Consider the following 20884-nt stretch of genomic DNA (forward strand, 5'->3'; position numbering starts at 1 on the left):
ACTTCTCTGAAGCCGCTATTTGTTTCTTCTGAGTGCTCGCCAACCAACCCACATTGACAACAACGCAAACACAGTCGCCATCGAAAACCACTGAAATGCGTAGCCATAATGCTTAGTCGACGACATAGGCAAAGGCTTCCAAGGCTGAGGCAATGGCCAGCCCTTTTGCTGCGGTTGAAGCACCACTTGTTCTAGTTCGATTTGCCAAACCTCACCTAACTGCTGCCAATTTAGGTTTTGTATGCGACTCACTGGCTTGAACTCGCTTACCAAATCTTGCTGACCAACATGGGTTTCTAGTCCCAACTCCGAACTGAGCGGGTTGGGCGAACGTTGATAAAACCGACCTACCAGCTCAATGTCACCTTCCAGCCAAGTGACTTGCGGCAACTGATTCCTATCCAATCCCGCTTCGACAAACCCCAGCTCAACCAAATAATTACCCCAAGGCGTATAAGCCAACTGCAGCGCCAAGTAGCCGACCTTGCCGTTGTAGGTTTGGTTATCTAGAAGCACACGTTTGTCTAGATCAAACCGCCAATTGGAACGGACCTTCATTCCCGTCAATACTGCTCCATGCAAGTCCTTTCTCTGGTTAATTGCCAAATCTAAATCTGCGTTTTCTTCGTTCAACAAACTCGCATCGCGAACAAAATCTTTCAGCAATACCGCGGGTCTTTGTGCATTCGCGATAAGCTGCTGTTCCAAATTTTGCTTAAACTCACCTCGCGACATTTGCCACAAACCCAATTTGACCAATGACAAAAACACAACCACAGTTACTAGCAATGCCAAACCTACTTTCCAATTGATTACGCTCGGAGCCGCCATGGTATTTTTCTTTAAACTGCTGATTGTGTTGATATTACTTTTTGTCATTTTCAACCTCGCCCGAGCCATGATTCAAATGGTCAAAGGCCCAGATGAAGACCAAGACACGCCCATGAGCCACTATCTAGGACGCCGAGTTGTACTTTCCACTTTGGCGGTGGTGTTACTTATTGTTGCGCTGCTTACTGGTGTGATAGAGCCCAATGGTCGTCCCTACTAATCCAATTGATTGCTTGAATTAATGATTTGATTGACCCAAGCACTGATTTCCCCTTACAACACGTAAACGAAGACAAACAAACACAGCCAAACCACATCAACAAAATGCCAGTACCAACTGCCCGCTTGAAAAGCGAAATGGTCTTTGGGCGTGAAGTGATCTTTGGCGATTCGAAACAGCAGAACTACCAAGAAAATGGTCCCTAAACACACGTGCAGACCGTGAAAGCCTGTCAGTAAGAAGAAAGTATTGCCGTAAATACCTGACTGTAGAGTGAGTCCAAGGTCTTGGTAGGCATGAGCGTACTCCACCCCTTGGTAGTAAATAAAAAATCCGGCCAATACTATGGTTAGCTCTAACCAGACAATTAGCGCCATGCGTTTGCCTTTTTCAAGGCTGGTATGGGCCAAATGCAAGGTGATTGAAGACGTTAGAAGCAAGACGGTATTTAGCAGTGGAATCCCTTTCCAACTCATGGCTTGGGTGGTATCACCGCCCGGGGTAGTGAGCAATGGCCACATCGCCTCAAACGTCGGCCATAAGACTTCGCCCGTCATTTCATTGTTTCCGGCTCCTCCGAGCCAAGGCACCGACAACACTCTGGCGTAAAACAACGCGCCAAAAAACGCGCCGAAGAACATGACTTCTGAAAAGATAAACCAGCTCATTCCCTGTCGAAATGAACGGGCAATCTGCTCTGAATAGTGACCAGACATGGATTCGGTGATCACATTGGAATACCAGCCAGCGAACATATACAACAAGGTCAAAAAGCCAAACAGCAAAATGATTTTGCTAAATGTGCTGGCATCGCCCCCTGACGACATGGTTTGTACGGTTAGCCCCGCCCCTAATGCCAACAGAAAAAGAGCAATCGCTCCGACAATCGGCCAAATGCTTTCTGCAGGTACGTAATAACTTTGCTTGTCTTTCATTGCATCACCTCGATTTGGCTATCGCTAGCACTCGAGCCTTGGATTTGAACTTGGCGTTGGGTGGCCGCCGCATCGCGCGCGGCTTTGCGTGTGGATAGCAGATCCAACGTAGAAGCGGTTTCGGTTATGTCATACAAGGTGTAAGACAAGGTCACTGTATGAATCGAATCCGGCAATTCGGGTTCGATGTAAAAAATCAGTGGAAGTTCGGCAGTTTGTTGAGAGTCCAGCGGCTGTTGATTGAAGCAAAAACACTCAATTTTATTAAAATGTTTAGCGCCAAGCCCCGGAGAAACTGATGGCACTGCTTGTCCGACAACCGTCTCAGCCGACAAGTTTTTAGCCACATAAGCGGTTTGAATGACTTGTCCGGGGTGCACATCCATAAACACCTGTTTAGGCTCAAACTCCCACGCCAAGCCTTGATTCATGTGTGCCATAAATTCGACGCGAACAGTGCGGGACGTGTCCGGAACCATAGAGCTAGGCTGAATCGCTGCTGTACTATCGGGTTTACCATTAATACCCAATACATCACACATCACGTCGTACAAAGGAACCAAAGCATAACCAAAACCAAACATGGCAACGGTTGCCAGAGCCAGCTTTAGTGTTAACGCTGCATTAGCGTGCTTAAGTTCTTTGACCACATCTTTCATCGCACATCCTCTTCAATCTTAGGAGGGGTGGAGAATGTGTGATGCGGAGCGGGTGACGGAACGGTCCACTCTAAGCCTTCGGCTCGCTCCCAAGGTTTTGCAACCGCAGGCTCGCCGCCTTTAATGCACTTGATCACTAGCCACAAGAAGATCAACTGCGACAAACCAAAGGCAAAACCACCAATAGAAACAATTTGATTTACGTCGGCAAACTGGATGGCGTAATCGGGAATTCGGCGCGGCATGCCCGCCAAGCCCAAAAAGTGCATTGGAAAGAATAAGATATTGACCGAGATAACTGAGCACCAGAAATGCCACAGACTAAGTTTGTGGTCATACATGTGTCCGGTCCATTTGGGTAACCAATAATAAGCCGCCGCCATAATCGAGAATACGGCGCCAGACACCAACACATAGTGGAAGTGCGCGACCACAAAATAGGTATCGTGATACTGAAAATCAGCGGGCACAATCGCCAACATCAATCCTGAGAAGCCACCAATGGTAAACAACACAATAAAGGCGATGGCAAACAACATGGGAGTTTCAAATGTCATCGCACCGCGCCACATGGTCGCAACCCAGTTGAACACTTTTACCCCGGTTGGCACCGCGATTAACATGGTGCAATACATGAAAAACAGTTCAGCAAATACTGGCATACCCGTGGTAAACATGTGGTGTGCCCAGACCAAAAAAGACAACAGTGCAATACTGCAAGTCGCGTAAACCATGGAGTGATAGCCGAACAGTTTTTTGCCACTGAACGCTGGGACAATGGCCGAAATGATGCCAAATGACGGCAAAATCATAATGTAGACTTCTGGATGACCGAAGAACCAAAAAATGTGCTGGAATAACACAGGGTCGCCGCCACCGGCTGCATCAAAAAAGCTGGTGCCAAAGTATTTGTCAGTCAGGATCATGGTTACCGCTCCTGCCAACACGGGCATCACGGCAATCAACAAAAATGCGGTAATCAACCAAGTCCAAACAAACATTGGAAGCTTAAACCACCCCATGCCCGGAGCTCGCATGTTCACTATGGTTACGATGACGTTAATCGCCCCCATGATGGAGCTGATACCCATAATATGAACAGAGAAAACAAATAGCGCAGTACTGTCAGGCCCGTACGTGGTTGAAAGTGGCGCGTAGAAAGTCCAGCCAAAGTTTGGCCCGCCACCCTCGGTAAACAAGGACGCAATTAAGATCAAAAAGGCAAACGGGAGAATCCAAAAACTCAAGTTGTTCATTCTTGGCAGCGCCATATCGGGCGCTCCTATCATCATAGGTATCATCCAGTTAGCTAAACCGGTAAACGCTGGCATCACCGCGCCAAATACCATGATCAATCCATGAACGGTTGTCATTTGATTGAAGAAATCAGGGTCGACCAGTTGCAATCCGGGCTGGAACAATTCGGCACGAATGATCATTGCCATCGCGCCGCCGGTTAAAAACATGATGAAACTAAACCAGAGATAGAGCGTGCCTATGTCTTTGTGGTTAGTGGAATAGACCCAGCGGGTCCAACCCGTAGGCTGGTGATGGTCATCGTGATGATCGTGTTCAATATCACCCGCCAATGTGCTCTTTTGGCCCATTAGTTCAGCGTCGGTCGCAGGAGAAGATTTAATCGTATTTTCGGTTGCTGAAGGCTTCATTATTTATCCTCTTGACCGGATGATTTCCACGCATTCACGTCTGAGGCCTGTACCAAGTCTCCCGTGTCATTGCCCCACGCATTGCGCTGGTAAGTAATAATGGCAGCGATTTCTTGTTCGCTTAGCTGAGTATCAAATGCTTGCATTGCAGTCCCGGCTCGACCAATCACCAACACCTCTATGTGATCGGCTATCGGACCTTTGGCAATGGCTGCACCTTTAATTGCTGGGAATGCACCCGGTAGACCTTCACCATTCGCCTGATGACACACCGAGCAGCGCTCAAGGTATTTTTGCTCACCTAACTCCATGGCTTGTTCCATGGTCATGCTTGAGCTTAGGGCATCCTGTGCCGCTTGTTTGGCGGCGGCAAGTTCTAGCTTTTTATTCGCCAACCACTGATCGTATTCTTGCTCTTCCATCGCATGCACCACGATCGGCATAAAGCCGTGGGCTCGGCCACACAACTCGGCGCACTGCCCGCGATAGACGCCGGGTTTGTCAATTCTGGTCCAAGCTTCGTTAATGAAGCCGGGAATGGTATCTTTCTTTACCGCGAAATCCGGTACCCACCACGAGTGAATGACGTCATCTGACGTCATTAAAAACCGAACTTTGCGATTGATAGGTAGAACGAGAGGATTGTCCACTTCCAACAAATACTCGGCGTTTTTCGCCTCGATACCGTCGATTTGCTTTTGAGAGGTCGCTAACAAGCTAAAAAATTCGACCTCTTCATTGAAGTAGCTGTAATGCCACTTCCATTGGGAACCAGTGATTTTTATGGTGAGGTCAGACTGAGACGTGTCCTCCATAGCGATTAAGGTTTTGGTCGCTGGAATCGCCATCAAGACCAAGATAATAATCGGAATAACCGTCCAGATAACTTCAACTTTGGTGCTTTCATGAAAATGAGCCGCGACCGCTCCTTTGGACTTTCTGTGATGATAGATGGAGTAAAACATGGCCCCGAATACCACAGCAGCAATACCGCAACAAATGTAGAAAATCAGCATGTGAAGGTCATACACTTCTTCGCTGATCTTGGTCACGCCTTGGGTCATGTTAAAGTTGCTGGCGGCAGCGCTGTGACTAAAAAAGGCTAGTGTTGGCAGCAAAATCGCACCCGCGAGCTTTATTGACATTGAGTAGGTTGTTTTCAAGCAACGTCTCCTTACCGATCTTTCCTTCTAGTACCAAAACTGGCCGTGAGAAATAAAAATCCGAAGTTGTTGGGCCATCGACCAATTCAAAAATCGCAAAGGCTGTCGTGTGTTAGCCACATCTCGATACTGGTGGAGTAATTGACTATCGAGAGAGACAAAGATGACTTAGCATCAATCAGTCATGTCCGTGACTGTACCGCTTCCATGCGTTGATGAATTTTTGTTAATTTTGTTATCATTATGTAAATGAGACTAGGCAAGGAAATTCAATTGTTCAAGAAATCAACAAACATGAACAAGAAAATCCATGTGGCACGAATTATTCCACGCAAATTCCTTTTAAAACTTATATAAATCAATACTTTATTGTTTTTCACTCATTATTTGACTCTTGCTCACCTCTTAGATTCCACCCGTCTTTCGTGACGTCAGTTACAATATAATGACTGGTTTTAGCGATTGCGCTCTCGTAAAACTAGATGTAGATCACCTAAAATCAGGCTATCCGAAACATAAGGTTATCGATATGAACGAAAAAATGAGTCTGTGGTTGGCTAAAGACCCTGATGTGAAAACTCGTGATGAGCTGCAATCTCTGATCGACAGCAACAATACAGCGGAATTGGAAGATCGCTTCAGTAGTCGCTTGGAATTTGGTACCGCAGGTTTGCGTGGCAAAGTTGGCGCAGGTCCCAACCGCATGAACCGATTGGTCATTCAGGAAACTGCCACTGGCTTAGGTCGTTACCTAGTAAAAAAGGTTTCAAACGCCAAAGAGCGCGGTGTAGTCATTGGTTACGATGGCCGACCTGATTCAAAAGCGTTCGCTCACGACACGGCAGCCGTGCTATGTGCCCAAGGCATTAAGGTTTACCTAACACACGATGTGGCAGCGACACCAATCGTGGCCTTTGGTGTGAAACACCTGAACGCTGCCGCCGCAGTAGTGGTAACCGCTAGCCACAACCCACCTGAATACAACGGATTCAAAGTCTATTGGGAAAATGGCGCGCAAATCATTCCGCCACACGACTCTGGTATTGCCACTGAAATCGATATCGCCGCGCAGCAAGACATTGACATGTTGGAGCTGTCTGCTGCTGAACAGCAGCACCTACTTGTTTGGCTGGGAGAGCAGTACTACCAAGACTATCGCGATGCCGTAAATGCTTCTCCATTACTCGAAAAATCCGAATCTCCATCAGAGTTAGTACTTGCCTATACCGCTATGCACGGCGTCGGTGCCAACATGGCAGAAACCCTGTTAAGCGATCAAGGCTTTAGCGCTATCCATTCGGTTGCCGAGCAACGCAATCCAGATGGAACATTCCCAACGGTTAACTTCCCGAACCCTGAAGAACCGGGTGCGATGGATATGGTTACCAACCTTGCGAAAAAGGTAGGTGCTCATGTTGCTTTTGCCAACGACCCTGACGCCGACCGCCTAGCGGTATCTGCTCGCAGAGCTGATGGTGAATACCAAATGTTAACAGGCGACCAAGTGGGGACATTGCTGGGTCACTACCTATTGCAGACCAATCCGTCATCGCTAGTGCTAAATACGATTGTTTCTTCAAGCCTACTTGAGAAAGTCGCGGTAGCCGCGGGCGCTCAATACATCAAAACGCTGACCGGCTTCAAATGGCTGACTAACGTTGCCATGGAAAAGCAAACCAGCGACAAGCCATTCTTGTTTGCTTATGAAGAAGCGCTTGGCTACACCGTAGGAACAACAGTTTGGGATAAAGACGGGTTGTCAGCACTGGTTACCTTTGCTCAACTCGCTGACAAACTGCATCGCGCAGGTAAAACCTTGTGGGATCAGCTTGAGGAGATTTATCGCCAGCACGGTATGGTCATCAATAGCCAACGCAGTATCGCGCTTGCACCAAATACTCCGGCCGTGGGTGATAAATTGCGTGCTGAGCCGCCAAAAGATATCGCTGGCCTAGCGATTGAAGTGGTAGAAGATTTGAAGCTGGGTAAGCGTGTGTTTGCCGATGGTCGCGAAGAGAGCATTGACTTGCCAAGCAGCGATGTGCTGATTTACGGTCTGGAGGGTGGCGCTCGTGTTATCGTTCGTCCATCTGGTACAGAGCCAAAACTAAAATGCTACTACGAAGTATGTTCACCATTTAACGCTGAGCAAACCTACTTAGAAGCCGAACAAGCAGCAAATCTAGCGATGAGTTCACTCATTGAAGCACATCAAGCTTCTCTGTAATTAACTCAAGACGTTAATGCGCAACCAAAAAATGTAAAAATCCACCTGCATAGCAGGTGGCTTTGAAAGGCCCCCTAAAAGGGGGCTCACTGTTAGTTTTCTAACCCTAAACGCATTTGACGCTCTTCTTCTTCCTTTCCAACACGATCTTGGTGCCGGACATACCTGCGTATAATTTCCTCGTTCATCCCTACCGAATCAACGAAGTAGCCTCTTTGCCAGAATTTGTTACCCCATAATTTCTTCTTTCTTAAATACGGAAATTTGTTAAACATGCGAATCGCGGTTCGTCCTTTTACAAAGCCCATATATGTCGAAACACTTAAACTAGGTGGCAATCTCACGACAAGGTGTACATGGTCTACTTGAACATTCAACTCTACAACCTTACAGTTCTTCATGTTGCTGTAGATGTAGATACTGCGGTAAAGCTCTTTACCTAAATTTCCTTTCAAGATTTTCAGGCGGTATTTGGGTGTCCAGACTATGTGGTACTGGCACCTGTAATAAACGTGTGAAGCGGATTCATATCTGCTCATGTTCTTTATTTCCTTAATTTGCTGGTTACAAACGAGGACATCTTGAACATGAGCGTTCTTCGGGCATAGCCCAAAGGAACGATCACCACCTTCTAAAGAAGGTGGTTTAAGATTAGAAAACAAAAAGAGCGGATGTCCGCTCTTTTTTAATTGGAGTTTTGATTACTTAAGCTGCTTTTGCATAAATATCTTGTCGACATCAACGGTTGGGAAGCCTCGATAACGACCGACTTCCTCAAACCCGTGTTTTAGGTAAAACTCGCGAGCTTGAAAGTTATAGGTATCCAAATACGCTCGTGCGACACCTCGATCTAATGCTTCTAATTCTGCTTTGGCCAAGATATTGGTGGCGAGTTTTTCACCTCTTAATTCTTCCCGAACCCAAAGAAACTCGATAAACAATGTATCGGTGAAGGTTTCTCCTATCAAACCTGCGCACACCTCATCATTTTCATCCAAAACGTAACACGCTAAAGGTTCAATATCTTCACGGGGAAAGTGGGGTTCATTAAACGACCATAGCCCATCTTTTATGGTTGTTCTGAGCGCCTCAGACACCTCATTAACAATGACATACTCCATAGGTTCTCCTCATTGTGAAGCACACAACATCTATCTAAGCCGTATCGAGATTGAGAAAGCAAACACTTCTAAAACTTTTGTTGTACTTTTGATTTAGCGATCAAAGTTCTCTGTATGATTCGCAACCCATTGGCTAGCTTAAACAAAACGCTGATCACCACTAATCTGCCGTCACAAAATCATGCTTACCACACTTCTGTGACACTTTTTTTTCGCCTTACAGCGAGGTAATATTGGCTTTCTAATACTAAGGAACTATAGATGAAATTTGTACGTTGGGTTTTGGGCCGCATCATTTTATTGTTAGACACTTTGCTTTCCCCTAAAGGAATGGTTCGAGCTCCAGCTCACCAATCGGCCGTTGACGAAAAAGCCAAAAGCATGGCTTTGTACCAGTTTGAGGCCTGTCCATTTTGCGTAAAAGTGCGCCGAGCGATGAAAAGACAATCGGTAAAAATCGACTTGCGAGATGCCAAGAACAATCCAGCACACCGCTCTGAACTACTCTCAGGTGGCGGTCGAGTAAAAGTACCGTGTTTACGCATAGAACATGACGATCGCACCGAATGGTTATACGAATCTTCTGACATTGTCGCGTATTTAGAAAAAGAGTTCGCCTAAATAAGCTATTTTGCCGTATACATGAGTTTAAATGCTTTATTAGATATACGGCAAATACAACCACCATGAAACCAATTCCTCTCGAATGGCATAAAATCAAAGCTATCGTGTTTGATTTAGACAACACGTTAGTTTCATCCAACCTTAACTTCAGCGCGCTGCGTGAACAAATGCAATGTCCCAAGGGCATCGACGTATTAGAGTTCGCGGATTCACTGCCTACTGAAGCACTCCGTCACCACGCTCATGCAATCATTTTGGATCATGAGTTATCGGACGCTAAGCAATGCAAATTGTTACCTGGAACGCCGAGCCTTCTCGCGACTATTAATGAGTACGGCCTTCATACCGCAATCGTGACAAGGAATTGCCGTGAAGCGAGTGATCAAAAGCTGAAACAGCATCACATTCGCACCGAAGTTTTGATAAGCAGAGAAGACTGTAAACCCAAGCCAGATCCAGAAGCCCTGAATCTGTTGATGCAGCGCTGGCAATTGTTACCGGAACAACTGCTTTACGTCGGCGATTATGTTTATGACCTTCATACCGCCACCAACGCTGGCAGTCCTTCGTGTTTAGTCACCAATAATGGCTTAAGCGAAGAATTTGCACCCCAGGCTTCGATCACTGTTTCCACTTTAAGTGAACTCAATCGCATTGTAACGCGACAATCTAAATAAATGATTTAATTGTCATTTATCCGTAATCACGGCACCTAAACCTTATTGGCCAAGACTTTTACCCTTTCAGACAAGCTTTTCCTTTATTGCAGTCGCGCAACCAATTATTGATAATGATAGTAGTTATCATTAATTGGGGTGTGAAATGAACGCTATTTGCGCGGGATTGCACAAAGAAGTTGAAAAACCGGAATCTAGTGCTCACCTGTTGTTAGTTGAAGATGATGTCGCTCTGAACGATCAAGTGTCAAAGTTACTGAGCTCACAGGGATACGAAATAACTAGTGAGTTTTCCGGCCAAGAAGCACTCAAAACTATTCAACATCAAAGCTTTGACCTTGTTGTTCTGGATGTTGACCTTCCTCAAGTATCAGGTTTCGAGCTATTAAACTACATTCGCAAAGATTCCAATGTCCCAGTGATAATGCTGACTGCGTATGGTGCAGAAGAGCACAGAATCCGCGGTTTAAAATATGGTGCTGATGACTACATTTCCAAGCCTTGCCACTTTACTGAATTGAGTCTGCGCATTGAGGCGGTGTTGAGGCGAGTTAAACAACTGCCAGTGAACAACGGTAGCCAAAGCCGCTCAATATCATATTTAGAGCTCGAGCTGAACAAAATCGAAAACCAAGTAATTGTGACGAATAACGGCCAGAGTCAATCCGTCGGATTAACACCGATTCAATTTAAGCTTTTGTGGACTCTGGTTGCTGATCATGGCGTAGTACAAAGCAAACCATACCTTTACCAAGCTGTGTTAGAGAAAGAATTCAGTCAATACGATCGTAGTTTAGACATGCACCTTAGTCGGGTACGCAAATTGTTAACGAATGCTGGAATGGAAATGGACCGAATTCAGACCGTTCATGGCAAAGGGTATCTGGTGAAATGAAAAAAACTATTTTTTGGCGCCTGTTTGTCGTGGTTGGACTCGGCGGCGTGATCTTCTTTTCGTTATTGCACAGTGCCGCAATTCTCTCTAATGAAAAAATGAGCTTCATCGCTCAAAAGGATCAAGATGAAATCGTTTCATGGGGAAAGTATGCTCAGACTTTACTAGATCAAGGAAAAACAGATGAGCTCGATATCTGGATCGATGAGCTTTCAAAACGCGAAAATACTTGGGCTTCCCTAGTTAAAAATGAGTTTAAAAGTGTTGCAGGAAACCCTATTGAACCGAGATTTTCAGAAGACTTTTGGATTGGCCGCAGTGTTGAATGGAAATTGCATTTGGAGTTTCACGTTGACCCTGTCATGGAAGTCCCGCTTGAGAATCAGAACTACCATTTTCTAATTCGACTGCCTAGACGAATGCTGCCTGGAACCTATATGTCTCATGCGTTTTGGTTGTTTCGAGTAATCATTCCATTTGCAGCCTTCCTAGCGCTTAGTGTTTATGTTTACCGATACATAATGCGCCCGCTAAACATTTTTCATTACGCCGCCAAACAAGTAGAAAACGGCAATTATGGCGTACGAATTAGCGATACCCTAAACCTTGGCAATAACGAGCTTGGGCAAGTTGCCCAAACGTTTGACAGAATGGCCTCGAGAACAGGTGAAGTAGTTGGTCACAATCGTAGGCTGATTGCAGAAATGTCTCATGAGATACGTACTCCAATCACTCGAATTGAGTTGGCCAGCGATTGTATTGAAAAGCAAATAGACGTTTCTGAAATGAACCAGAGAATTAAGCAAGAGATCAAACAAGTTCGTCAAATGGCTGAAGATACCCTGACTCTGGCTTGGTTGGAAAACGAACAACCCAAACTAGTTGGAGAGGATTTCGACCTGATTGAACTGGTTGAGACTATAGTGGAAGATGCTCAGTTTGAGTACCCAAACGTGAAAATTCACACGGAACTTCCAGAGGAGGCATTGCTAACCAACTCCAGCCAGCGCGCTCTTTCTCAAGTATTTGAAAACATACTGCGCAACGGACTCAGATATTCGCTAGGCCACGGTAATCTTTATGTCCAAGTGAAACTGACTAAGCATAATGTTTCAATGTTCATCAGAGATACTGGCCCAGGTCTTGAAGACGAGCTTACCAATGAAATATTTAAACCCTTCTTTAAAGCAGATAACCAAATTGATGGACGCAAAGGATTTGGCGTGGGCTTAGCGTTAGCGAAACAGCATGTTGATGCTGTCAATGGCACTATTTATGCGCGAAATTGGCGAGACAAAACTAATCAGAAAGATAGCGGTTTGGAGTTCGTAATATCCCTGCCTTTAACCTAGCTGCAATGTTTCCACTATTTGATTAAAAAAACCACTTTCTTGCCGAAAGTGGTTTTTTGTCTGTATTCAGATATTGCACTCCAAAGTTCAAGCTATTCAACCTATCCACTATCACGAGTGTACCAATTGTAAATTTCGTTTACTCAGCTCACCAAATCACGAAAATCCTTATCGAAAATAATTCTCATTAAGGAATGGGTGATACTCATGAAATTTGATCACAAACTAAGCCAACTGGCGATTGCGATCACTTTGGCTGGATTTTCGGCCAATACATTAGCTCAAGAAAGCGACGAAGTTGTTCAAGTCTACGGTACTGCTGTAAACGGTGTAATTCAAATCGATGAGGAGCACCTGTCGCAGATTCAAGCGCAAGACCTAAACGATATCTTTCGTTCCACCAGCGACGTAACCGTTGGAGGCTCTGATGGAATAACTCAAAAAATCTATATTCGTGGATTAGAAGATGGAATGCTAAACATTTCCATCGATGGAGCGAATCAAGCAGGAACACTCTTCCACCACCAAGGCAGAATATTTGTAGAACCAGAGCTAATCAAAAGTGTTGAAGTACAACCGGGCGCCGGTAGAGCAACTCAAGGCCCTGGGGCATTGGGTGGCTCTGTAGAATTTGAAACTAAAGATGCATTTGATCTTCTAGAAGGTGACAAAGAATTCGGTGCACTTGTTAAAAATTCCTATCAAACCAATAACAATGGTTTTAGAACATCAGCAACCGCATTTGGTCTACTTGACGATAGCTTTGGCATATTAACCTCAATTGGTAAAACTAAGACAGATAACCTGACAAGCGGTAACGATGTAGAACAACAAGAAACAGCGACAGACAACTCCAATGGCCTTGTAAAGCTATCCGCACAACTTACTGACTCAAATTTGGTATCTGTAAGCGCCGAACAAAGAAAAGACTATGGTGAAAACTTAAACAAGCCTAACTTTGTTTCTGGCGATAGTAACCCAAGTTTGAACCAGGAAACACTTCGCCAAACCTTTACACTCAATCACGAATTGTCTGTCAGTGACGCATTTTCTGCAGACTCAACCCTTTACTACAACATTCAAGACTTAAAGCACAAAAACAATCCTAGATGGAACGTTTCTACCACTGCCACGGTAGAAACAGTAGGTGGGAATCTAACGCTAACAAACAAAAGAGATAGTTTTAAATTGGACTATGGTTTGGATTTCCGCTTAGATAATTCAAAGTTACTGAGCGTGGAGTCTGCATCTTCTTTTGAGGAAGATGCAAGCGTTTATGGCCTTTTCACTCAAGTCGATTGGCAGGTCTTGGATAGCGTTTTCGTCTCTGTTGGTGGTCGTTATGACTCCTATACGTTAAATACCAAAGCTAATCTCGATAAAACAGAAATCGAGTTCGATGCAAATGGGTTTAGTCCAAACGCCCTGCTTCAACTTAAGCCAATAGATGGTTTAACGGTTTATGCTAGCTACGCCCAAGCACTGCGTGGACAGAAAATCATGGAAACATTCTTACTTGACCATGCGGTGCACGACAAAGCTCGTAAAGAAGAAAAAGCAACTAATATTGAGTTCGGTGTTGAGTACTATAATTCGGGCTTCATTTCAGAGCTAGTTGCCTTTAGCAACAAGATAGATGATGTTGTTCTTCAAGAACGTATTGGCGGAAAAAAGACCTACGCAAATCGTGATGAATACAAAAATTCCGGATTCTCTGCCAAGTTCGGCTATCAAGATGAAGTTTTATCAGTTCTATTGGGCTACACCAATTCCACTCCAGAGCTGGATGACAAACCATTAAATGACGGTAACTTTGAACTAGGCACTTCAACGGGCAATAAGTGGACATTTGACGTTAACTACTTACTTGGTGAAACGCTAACCCTAGCTTGGCACAGTACCTTTGTTGAAAAGCTTGAATTGGCTTCCGCTGACAGCTTCTTCCCTACCAAACCAAGCTACAACATTCATGATGCTAGTGTTCGCTGGATACCAGAAGATCACCAAAACGTTTCTTTGGGCTTTGCTGTCAAAAACATCTTTGACGAGCACTATAGAGACCATGCGACTTACTCAAGTTACAAGGGATACGAAACCGTAGCTCAAGGTTTTGACAACCCAGGCCGTGACTTCCGCTTTGACGTAAATTACCAATTCTAAGGAAAGACAATGAAAAAACTAATCTCCAGAGCCCTCACGGTTCTCTGTTTGCTAGCCACTTCTGTGTCAGCCAAAACCATTGAAGTGGAACACGCACTTGGAAAAAGTACTGTTCCAGTTAACCCTCAACGTGTCATCGTATTGGGCATGGATACGTTGGATATTCTTGAAGAGCTGAACATTGAGCCTATTGGAGTCGTCAAGGCGCCAATGCCTGATTATTTGAGCAAATTTCAGGAAGATAAGTACGCGGCAGTGGGCTCTTTGTTTGAGCCAGACTACGAAACAATCTTTAACCTAAAACCTGACTTGATCATTGCGAGTAACCGTACGTCACCTGTATATAAAGAACTACAAAAGATTGCTCCTACGGTTGTGTTTATGGCCGACAGTTTAGATTTCTGGAATACGACTCAGAAAGGGTGGCGAATGATAGGCAAGATTTTTTCTAAACAGGATGAAGTTGAAGCTGAAATCGCCAAGGTACAAACTCGACTGGATTCAATAAAACACCTTGCTCAATCGACAAACGCAAAAGCGCTGACAGTCATGACAAGTGGTGGAAACCTAACTGTTTTCGGTGAAAAAAGTCGTTATAGCGCTATCTATAGAGAGCTTGGATTTACTGATGCAAGTAAAGGCAGCACGGTTACTCGCCACGGCAACGCTATTAGCTTTGAGTACATCTCAGATGTAAATCCAGACTACCTATTGGTTTTAGATAGAGATAAAGCCATAGGTATTGGTAAAGACAATAATGCTGCTGACTTTGACAACGACCTGATAAATAATACTAACGCGTTTAAAAACAAGAAGATTTCTTTTCTTACAACGCCAGCATGGTACATCTCGGCTAGTGGTATTCGCGCTACACACATTATGCTCGATGACGTAGCGAAAGTACTAAATTAGTAGCCTTTGTCCGTCTCAAACTAAGAGCCGCTATAAGCGGCTCTTTTCATAAAATTAGTTCCCTTTGCTCTTGTACATCTGTTTGTCAGCTTCAGCTAACAGTTGGTCAATGTTCTTCTCAGAGTTAGGTGGCTCAGACACCAAACCGCAGCTGAAAGCCAGCTCGTAGGGCTTGCCACTTGAATGGTTATATTTGTTCACGACATCTCGGAAGCGCTTGATGGCAATTTCACCAACTTTGGCTGATGCACCAGACATAAAGACAACAAACTCGTCGCCACCAATCCGGGCAAATACGTCAGAATCGCGAAAGCTGCTTCTCAATAGCTCAGCGAAGGTTTGCAGTGCCATGTCGCCCTCGATATGCCCATAGGTATCGTTGATCGCTTTAAAGCCATTCAAGTCCATGAAGGCAACAGAATAAGGGAAGTGGCCAAAACGACAGTAATGCAAAGATTTATTGGCCAAGGTGACAAACCCTCGACGGTTGGAGATTTGGGTCAGTTCATCGAGAGAAGCATCATAGGTCGACGACAGCTCCCTTTCTGCCATTTTCGCGAGATCGATAAAGTCGGCCAGTTGCTCTTCATCTAACTTGCGCGGCCGTTTGTCTATAATGCACAGAGTACCCAGCCGAGTGCCATCGCTATAGGTCAACGGAATGCCGCCGTAAAAACGTATATGAGGCTCATCAAGCACCAGCGGATTATCTGCGAATCTTTCATCTGCTTCGGCATCCTCAATTATAAAGGGTTTGTCATCCAATATGGCGTGGCCACAAAACGATATGTTCCTTGGTGTTTCGCGTACCGACAACCCGTAACACGATTTGAACCACTGGCGATTTTCGTCAACTAAACTGACTAATGCGATGGGTACATCAAATAGCCGCTTTGCCAAACGAGTTATTCGGTCAAACCGTTCTTCTGGCTCAGTATCCAGTATGTGCAATGACTTTAGACTTGCTAGTCGTGAAGATTCGTTCTCAGGAAACTTCGGTTCTTTCATTGAAACCTCTAGCCAGATATTGTGATAAATTCATCAGGGAGACACATTTACCCTCTAATTTTAGAAGAGGTTTTATCAAGTGCCAGTCTGAAATATTGCCTGCTAGTAATAGAATTTCAGTCAAATTGAAGCCGTATCCACTACGAATTCGCTTAGTAAACTGGTGACCGCTTGAAATAATGATAATCGACCCAATATTGAGTTTACGCACAACCCCCTTCACTCAAATCCATGTTGATTTCTTCAGCTAGAGTGAATCTACACTAGATGGTTTTTTGTGCTATCTGTTCATAGAGTCTACGACATGGTTATGAACAGGATTCTTCCCAAACAAACGGCGTAACGCCTATCGAGCAATTTGCATGACAGATACAACGATATCTAGTTCCAGTGAATCATCACTGGCCAAACAACTTTTTAATATGACATGGCCAATGGTATTTGGCGTGTTATCTATGATGAGTTTTCAACTGGTTGATAGTGCTTTCATTGGTCAGCTTGGTGTGTTGCCACTGGCAGCGCAAGGCTTCACACTGCCCATTCAGCTGGTCATTATCGGAATTCAGGTTGGGCTAGGTATCGCAACCACCGCTATTATATCTCGCGCTTTAGGAGCAAAACGCGATACCGAAGCGAAACAACTGGGTGGCCTAATCATATTAATGGGTGGCTTAGGGATCGGTCTGATGGGATTAGCGTTGTACGCGCTTAGACATCCCATTTTATGGCTACTCGGTGCGCCACAAGATTTGTATCCAGTGATAGATAGCTTTTGGGTGTATTGGCTAATCAGTGCTTGGACTGGCGCAATGCTCTACTTTTTCTACAGTGTATGTCGAGCGAACGGCAATACCATGTTGCCCGGCACCATGATGGTCGTAACCAGCCTTTTGAACTTAGCCCTCGATCCTTTATTTATTTTCACTTTTGACTTGGGGCTTGATGGCGCTGCGATGGCAACAACCGTTTCCTTTTTCTTGGGACTCTTAATTGTTGCTCGTAAGGTCCTTAAGCAGCAATGGGTTAGCTTTCAGTTTGAAGGAATGGCAGTTCCATCAGCCCTGCGCAATATTATGAACATTATGGGACCAGCAATGATCAGTCAGTTGTTGCCACCGGTCTCTTCCATGTTAGCAACCAAGTTATTGGCAAGTTTTGGTACCGCTGCTGTTGCAGCTTGGGCTTTGGCATCTAGATTTGAATTCTTCGCGATTGTCTCAGTACTCGCTCTGACTATGTCTATGCCTCCTATGATTGGCCGATTGTTAGGAGAAAAAAATCACAAAGACATCTATCGACTGGTTTCCATTGCAATCAAATTTATTTTGGTTTTCCAAACTCTAATTGCTGTAATCACTTGGATTTTTTCTGCGCAATTGGCGTCTCTTATGACCAGCGATGAAAGTGTGGCTCAAACCTTAAGTTGGCACCTAGCACTGGTACCGTTTAGTTTAGCGCCATTAGGAATATGTATGCTGTTGGTATCCGTGTCTAATGCACTTGGTAAAGCCTACTCGGCATTAACTATCTCGGCACTGCGTCTTTTTGTATTTTTCCTTCCTTGCCTATGGGTAGGTGCTTATCTCGCTGACTTGCAAGGCCTATTTGTTGGTGTGTTTGTAGGTAACGTATTGGCAGGACTGAGTGCTTGGATTATGTACAAACGGACGATGAAAAAAATCTGCGAAATGGAAAACTGTCCCTCATAGGACAATTATTTTTGCCCGAGATAGACTATTTTGGCCCGAGATAACCCATCTCGGGCTTTTCTTCGCAAAACTCTAGTCATTCTGGCCGTAAGATACTCAATCTTTTTTTACAAATGTAACTTGTTGCTTACAAAAACCCCTTGCCAGAACGCATTTAAACCAATATGGTGATTATTCAATCACATTGAGAATAAACAATGACTTTCATCCACACTAATCTCTGGCTCCTACTCGATATTGCCCGTAGTCGGTAGGTTTTAGTGTGCCTGGCTACGAGAATCGTAGCCAACAACTCGCCACTTTTCTCGTCGCCCAAACCCAAAAATAGGAAACGAGAATTCATGGATAACTCCCCAACGTCTGTGGTTACTGAACGCAAATTTGGACTTTCATCTTTTCAAATTGGTGTCGTGTTAGCCCTGCTTGGAACAATACTTTTTTCAATCAAACCCATAGTGGTTAAGCTTGCTTATCAGCATGGCGGCGACGTGGAATCGATCATGTCACTGCGAGCGATTACCTCGCTACCGTTTTATTTGGTTATTCTAGTTCTGCTATGCCGCAAAACCGAAAACCGCCAGCTGGTAAAAACTCATGGTTTGAAGGCCACCGCCATCGGAGTTCTGGGTTACTACGGAGCCAGCTATCTCGATATTGTGGCATTGGAGTTTATCTCGGCGCAACTTGAACGCTTGCTGTTGTTTTTGTTCCCCACCTTTGTTGTTTTGATCACGTGGATTGCCTTTGGTAAAAGGCCCACTTTGATGACGGCGTTAGCCACACTGATGGGTTACTTGGGCATCGCTGTGGTCTTTGTCCAAGATATGCAGTCGTTTGGTGACGCGGTATGGTTTGGTGCGGGATTGGCCGTCGCTTCCGCACTCGTTTTTGCAGTTTACTTAGTATTGAGTAAAGGGCTAATCACTCAAATGGGCAGTAAGCTGTTTAACAGCTTAGGGATGATGTCTGCAGGTGTGGCTATTTTGGTTCATGCGCTTGCCGTTGACTTAGACCCCACCAGCTGGAGTTGGCAGTTAATCGCCATTGGTTCATTTATGGGGTTTTTCTGTACCGTTTTGCCTTCGTATATTGTGGCAGCAGCCATGGCGAGGTTAACGCCAACCGAACTTAGCCTATCAAACAACATTGGACCTTTGGTAACCGCAATTTTAGCCGTGGTGATCTTGGGTGAGTTGTTTACGATTTGGCATGCCATAGGTATGGCATTAGTAACAGGTTCAATTGTACTGGTTAACCGTAACAAAAAGGCTGAATAAATTTACCTCACCCAAAGGTGTATCACCTTACATCTTTGGGTGAGCCCATCACCACCATGGTCGAGATAGAATTTACCCATGGCGCTTCACCCAAAACATCAGCATGAATTCGTTTGTATGAAATGAGATCTTTAGTTTCAACCCGCAACAAATATTCGTTTTGACCGGTGATATTGTGGCACTCGACCACTTCTTCAAAAAACTCCACGTGTTGTTCAAACTCTAGCTGAGCTTTTTTCGAATGATTGGAAAGCCCAATCGAAACATAAGCAATAAAACCAATGCCTTGTTGATTGCGATCCAAGACAGCTTTGTATCCTCTGATCACCCCTCGTTTTTCAAGATCTTGAACCCGCCGCAACGTCGCCGAAGCCGACAAACCGATTCGCTCAGCTAATTCAACATTGGAAACTCGTCCATCTCTGGTCAACTCTTGCAATATTCTTTCGTCAAAATTGTCCATTGGGGTATTTTGTTGCTCACTTAAAGTGTAATGCCGATAAATAAACATAAAATTGCGTCAAGATCTACATATCATGTACTTGACCGGTCACAAAGCATTCTATTCTTTTCCATAAGGACAATTTATGAACATGGAACAACTCATTGCACTCGCTGTGTTTGCCTTTGTGACAACATTTACACCGGGACCAAACAACATCATGCTGATGACCTCTAGTGCCAATATAGGGATTAAACGAACACTGCCTCACTTATTGGGCATCACGTTTGGATTTGCATTTATGGTGCTGTTAGTTGGATTGGGGTTAACCCAAGTGTTCGAACAATTTCCTCTCGTGCACCAGATACTAAAAGTGGTGAGCCTTAGCTATTTGCTGTATCTGACTTATAAGATCGTCACCAGCAAACCCAGTTCAGCCGACCATGAATACCAACCACTTAGCTTTCTTGGTGCAGCAGCGTTTCAATGGGTCAATCCGAAAGGGTGGTCGATGGCGCTAACTGCGGTAACGGTCTACAACACAGATGCAACTTGGTTGGGAATGGGGATTACTGCAGGGATATTCTTTCTGGCAAATATTCCGTCAGGCGGATTTTGGGTATTGGCAGGAACACAGCTGCAACGCTGGTTAACGTCGGAGTTTCGCTTTAAAGCGTTTAACTGGACAATGGGAATGCTACTCGTCGCATCCACTTTGCCGATGATTTAGATGGTTTGTGTATCCAGATGTTGAGCAGCAGATTTGGTGGTCGATAAGTGATTGCAAGCACGGCAATAGCTGTGCTGCTCCATATCCACATAATGATCACCGCGAACCAATGCAGACAATAAATTAAAAGTTTGGCCGAACATTCCTGATTGCTGCATAGTTTTGCGTTTCATTACGTGTTTATGTTCTGTAACTCTTTGGCAACATTCACAATATTCGCTAGGCATAACTCAGTCCGGTTGAGAAAGTGGATAGCAAGATTGACACAGTTTTTT

General features: G+C 44.7%; 21 protein-coding genes. 11 read left to right on the forward strand and 10 right to left on the reverse strand.

Annotated features, from left to right (window positions below; translation table 11 throughout):
• Positions 1-15: 15 nt before the first annotated feature.
• Positions 16-831, reverse strand: coding sequence for an SURF1 family protein (locus ACXAFJ_RS15770; protein WP_475324737.1), 816 nt, complete (start codon positions 829-831; stop codon positions 16-18).
• On the opposite strand from ACXAFJ_RS15770, the gene ACXAFJ_RS15775 reads away from it, so the two are divergent.
• Positions 830-1051: a DUF2909 domain-containing protein gene (locus ACXAFJ_RS15775; protein ID WP_475324738.1), complete on the forward strand. Its 222-nt coding sequence runs from the start codon at positions 830-832 to the stop codon at positions 1049-1051. The genes ACXAFJ_RS15770 and ACXAFJ_RS15775 overlap by 2 nt on opposite strands.
• A gap of 53 nt (positions 1052-1104) precedes the next feature.
• On the opposite strand, the gene ACXAFJ_RS15780 is transcribed toward ACXAFJ_RS15775, so the two are convergent.
• The 4 genes from ACXAFJ_RS15780 to coxB are packed head-to-tail and all read right to left on the reverse strand — an operon-like array spanning position 1105 to position 5457.
• A complete protein-coding gene (locus tag ACXAFJ_RS15780; protein WP_475324739.1) occupies positions 1105-1986 on the reverse strand; it encodes a cytochrome c oxidase subunit 3 in 882 nt (293 codons plus the stop codon).
• Positions 1983-2645 (reverse strand): cytochrome c oxidase assembly protein, encoded by a 663-nt coding sequence (locus tag ACXAFJ_RS15785; protein ID WP_475324741.1) that lies wholly within the window; start codon positions 2643-2645, stop codon positions 1983-1985. The genes ACXAFJ_RS15780 and ACXAFJ_RS15785 overlap by 4 nt, the downstream gene beginning before the upstream one ends.
• Positions 2642-4312 carry a cytochrome c oxidase subunit I gene (gene ctaD / locus ACXAFJ_RS15790; RefSeq protein WP_475324742.1) on the reverse strand — a complete coding sequence of 557 codons (1671 nt, stop codon included), beginning with the start codon at positions 4310-4312 and terminating at the stop codon, positions 2642-2644. Before ctaD ends, ACXAFJ_RS15785 begins: the two co-directional genes overlap by 4 nt.
• The gene (gene coxB / locus ACXAFJ_RS15795; RefSeq protein WP_475325767.1) at positions 4312-5457 is read right to left on the reverse strand and encodes a cytochrome c oxidase subunit II; all 1146 of its coding nucleotides are present in this window, start codon (positions 5455-5457) and stop codon (positions 4312-4314) included. Before coxB ends, ctaD begins: the two co-directional genes overlap by 1 nt.
• A gap of 547 nt (positions 5458-6004) precedes the next feature.
• Here coxB and ACXAFJ_RS15800 point away from each other — a divergent pair.
• Complete coding sequence (locus ACXAFJ_RS15800; protein WP_475324743.1) at positions 6005-7702, forward strand: phospho-sugar mutase; 1698 nt, start codon at positions 6005-6007, stop codon at positions 7700-7702.
• A 92-nt stretch (positions 7703-7794) separates the two neighbouring features.
• Here ACXAFJ_RS15800 and tnpA read toward each other — a convergent pair whose 3' ends face one another.
• The gene (tnpA, locus tag ACXAFJ_RS15805) at positions 7795-8241 is read right to left on the reverse strand and encodes an IS200/IS605 family transposase (RefSeq protein ID WP_475322979.1); all 447 of its coding nucleotides are present in this window, start codon (positions 8239-8241) and stop codon (positions 7795-7797) included.
• 162 nt (positions 8242-8403) lie between these two features.
• Positions 8404-8823, reverse strand: a complete 420-nt coding sequence (locus ACXAFJ_RS15810; RefSeq protein WP_475324745.1) for a GNAT family N-acetyltransferase — start codon at positions 8821-8823, stop codon at positions 8404-8406.
• A 261-nt stretch (positions 8824-9084) separates the two neighbouring features.
• On the opposite strand from ACXAFJ_RS15810, the gene ACXAFJ_RS15815 reads away from it, so the two are divergent.
• The 6 genes from ACXAFJ_RS15815 (at position 9085) to ACXAFJ_RS15840 (ending at position 15443) form a co-directional block, all read left to right on the forward strand.
• Positions 9085-9444 (forward strand): glutaredoxin family protein, encoded by a 360-nt coding sequence (locus ACXAFJ_RS15815; RefSeq protein WP_475324747.1) that lies wholly within the window; start codon positions 9085-9087, stop codon positions 9442-9444.
• 65 nt (positions 9445-9509) lie between these two features.
• Positions 9510-10124: an HAD family hydrolase gene (locus ACXAFJ_RS15820; RefSeq protein WP_475324748.1), complete on the forward strand. Its 615-nt coding sequence runs from the start codon at positions 9510-9512 to the stop codon at positions 10122-10124.
• 145 nt (positions 10125-10269) lie between these two features.
• On the forward strand, positions 10270-11019 hold the full coding sequence (locus ACXAFJ_RS15825; protein WP_475324749.1) for a response regulator transcription factor: 750 nt from the start codon (positions 10270-10272) through the stop codon (positions 11017-11019).
• Complete coding sequence (locus ACXAFJ_RS15830) at positions 11016-12371, forward strand: HAMP domain-containing sensor histidine kinase (protein WP_475324751.1); 1356 nt, start codon at positions 11016-11018, stop codon at positions 12369-12371. The genes ACXAFJ_RS15825 and ACXAFJ_RS15830 overlap by 4 nt, the downstream gene beginning before the upstream one ends.
• A 207-nt stretch (positions 12372-12578) precedes the next feature.
• The gene (locus ACXAFJ_RS15835; RefSeq protein ID WP_475324753.1) at positions 12579-14531 is read left to right on the forward strand and encodes a TonB-dependent receptor domain-containing protein; all 1953 of its coding nucleotides are present in this window, start codon (positions 12579-12581) and stop codon (positions 14529-14531) included.
• 9 nt (positions 14532-14540) lie between these two features.
• Positions 14541-15443: a siderophore ABC transporter substrate-binding protein gene (locus ACXAFJ_RS15840; protein WP_475324754.1), complete on the forward strand. Its 903-nt coding sequence runs from the start codon at positions 14541-14543 to the stop codon at positions 15441-15443.
• A gap of 54 nt (positions 15444-15497) precedes the next feature.
• On the opposite strand, the gene ACXAFJ_RS15845 is transcribed toward ACXAFJ_RS15840, so the two are convergent.
• A complete protein-coding gene (locus ACXAFJ_RS15845) occupies positions 15498-16451 on the reverse strand; it encodes a GGDEF domain-containing protein (RefSeq protein ID WP_475324756.1) in 954 nt (317 codons plus the stop codon).
• Positions 16452-16813: 362 nt separating this feature from the next.
• Between ACXAFJ_RS15845 and ACXAFJ_RS15850 the strand changes: the two genes are divergently transcribed.
• On the forward strand, positions 16814-18160 hold the full coding sequence (locus tag ACXAFJ_RS15850; RefSeq protein ID WP_475324758.1) for an MATE family efflux transporter: 1347 nt from the start codon (positions 16814-16816) through the stop codon (positions 18158-18160).
• A gap of 341 nt (positions 18161-18501) precedes the next feature.
• Positions 18502-19437, forward strand: a complete 936-nt coding sequence (locus tag ACXAFJ_RS15855) for a DMT family transporter (protein WP_475324759.1) — start codon at positions 18502-18504, stop codon at positions 19435-19437.
• 22 nt (positions 19438-19459) lie between these two features.
• Here ACXAFJ_RS15855 and ACXAFJ_RS15860 read toward each other — a convergent pair whose 3' ends face one another.
• Positions 19460-19900 (reverse strand): Lrp/AsnC family transcriptional regulator, encoded by a 441-nt coding sequence (locus ACXAFJ_RS15860; protein WP_475324760.1) that lies wholly within the window; start codon positions 19898-19900, stop codon positions 19460-19462.
• Between the two features lie 124 nt (positions 19901-20024).
• Between ACXAFJ_RS15860 and ACXAFJ_RS15865 the strand changes: the two genes are divergently transcribed.
• Entirely contained in the window at positions 20025-20609 is a 585-nt protein-coding gene (locus ACXAFJ_RS15865; protein WP_475324762.1) for a LysE family translocator, read from the forward strand.
• Here the strand turns inward: ACXAFJ_RS15865 and ACXAFJ_RS15870 are convergent.
• Positions 20606-20782, reverse strand: a complete 177-nt coding sequence (locus ACXAFJ_RS15870; RefSeq protein ID WP_475324763.1) for a hypothetical protein — start codon at positions 20780-20782, stop codon at positions 20606-20608. The two genes, ACXAFJ_RS15865 and ACXAFJ_RS15870, sit on opposite strands and share 4 nt — an antisense overlap.
• Positions 20783-20884: the final 102 nt, after the last annotated feature.

It is taken from the genome of Vibrio sp. ABH4_348, assembly GCF_056159765.1.

Excerpts from the sequence above, each read along its gene's own strand:
- ACXAFJ_RS15775 (WP_475324738.1), top strand. The coding sequence starts at position 830 with ATGGTATTTTTCTTTAAACTGCTGATTGTGTTGATATTACTTTTTGTC.
- ACXAFJ_RS15770 (WP_475324737.1), bottom strand. The coding sequence starts at position 831 with ATGGCGGCTCCGAGCGTAATCAATTGGAAAGTAGGTTTGGCATTGCTA.
- ACXAFJ_RS15780 (WP_475324739.1), bottom strand. The coding sequence starts at position 1,986 with ATGAAAGACAAGCAAAGTTATTACGTACCTGCAGAAAGCATTTGGCCG.
- ACXAFJ_RS15785 (WP_475324741.1), bottom strand. The coding sequence starts at position 2,645 with ATGAAAGATGTGGTCAAAGAACTTAAGCACGCTAATGCAGCGTTAACA.
- ctaD (WP_475324742.1), bottom strand. The coding sequence starts at position 4,312 with ATGAAGCCTTCAGCAACCGAAAATACGATTAAATCTTCTCCTGCGACC.
- coxB (WP_475325767.1), bottom strand. The coding sequence starts at position 5,457 with ATGTCAATAAAGCTCGCGGGTGCGATTTTGCTGCCAACACTAGCCTTT.
- ACXAFJ_RS15800 (WP_475324743.1), top strand. The coding sequence starts at position 6,005 with ATGAACGAAAAAATGAGTCTGTGGTTGGCTAAAGACCCTGATGTGAAA.
- tnpA (WP_475322979.1), bottom strand. The coding sequence starts at position 8,241 with ATGAGCAGATATGAATCCGCTTCACACGTTTATTACAGGTGCCAGTAC.
- ACXAFJ_RS15810 (WP_475324745.1), bottom strand. The coding sequence starts at position 8,823 with ATGGAGTATGTCATTGTTAATGAGGTGTCTGAGGCGCTCAGAACAACC.
- ACXAFJ_RS15815 (WP_475324747.1), top strand. The coding sequence starts at position 9,085 with ATGAAATTTGTACGTTGGGTTTTGGGCCGCATCATTTTATTGTTAGAC.
- ACXAFJ_RS15820 (WP_475324748.1), top strand. The coding sequence starts at position 9,510 with ATGAAACCAATTCCTCTCGAATGGCATAAAATCAAAGCTATCGTGTTT.
- ACXAFJ_RS15825 (WP_475324749.1), top strand. The coding sequence starts at position 10,270 with ATGAACGCTATTTGCGCGGGATTGCACAAAGAAGTTGAAAAACCGGAA.
- ACXAFJ_RS15830 (WP_475324751.1), top strand. The coding sequence starts at position 11,016 with ATGAAAAAAACTATTTTTTGGCGCCTGTTTGTCGTGGTTGGACTCGGC.
- ACXAFJ_RS15835 (WP_475324753.1), top strand. The coding sequence starts at position 12,579 with ATGAAATTTGATCACAAACTAAGCCAACTGGCGATTGCGATCACTTTG.
- ACXAFJ_RS15840 (WP_475324754.1), top strand. The coding sequence starts at position 14,541 with ATGAAAAAACTAATCTCCAGAGCCCTCACGGTTCTCTGTTTGCTAGCC.
- ACXAFJ_RS15845 (WP_475324756.1), bottom strand. The coding sequence starts at position 16,451 with ATGAAAGAACCGAAGTTTCCTGAGAACGAATCTTCACGACTAGCAAGT.
- ACXAFJ_RS15850 (WP_475324758.1), top strand. The coding sequence starts at position 16,814 with ATGACAGATACAACGATATCTAGTTCCAGTGAATCATCACTGGCCAAA.
- ACXAFJ_RS15855 (WP_475324759.1), top strand. The coding sequence starts at position 18,502 with ATGGATAACTCCCCAACGTCTGTGGTTACTGAACGCAAATTTGGACTT.
- ACXAFJ_RS15860 (WP_475324760.1), bottom strand. The coding sequence starts at position 19,900 with ATGGACAATTTTGACGAAAGAATATTGCAAGAGTTGACCAGAGATGGA.
- ACXAFJ_RS15865 (WP_475324762.1), top strand. The coding sequence starts at position 20,025 with ATGAACATGGAACAACTCATTGCACTCGCTGTGTTTGCCTTTGTGACA.
- ACXAFJ_RS15870 (WP_475324763.1), bottom strand. The coding sequence starts at position 20,782 with ATGAAACGCAAAACTATGCAGCAATCAGGAATGTTCGGCCAAACTTTT.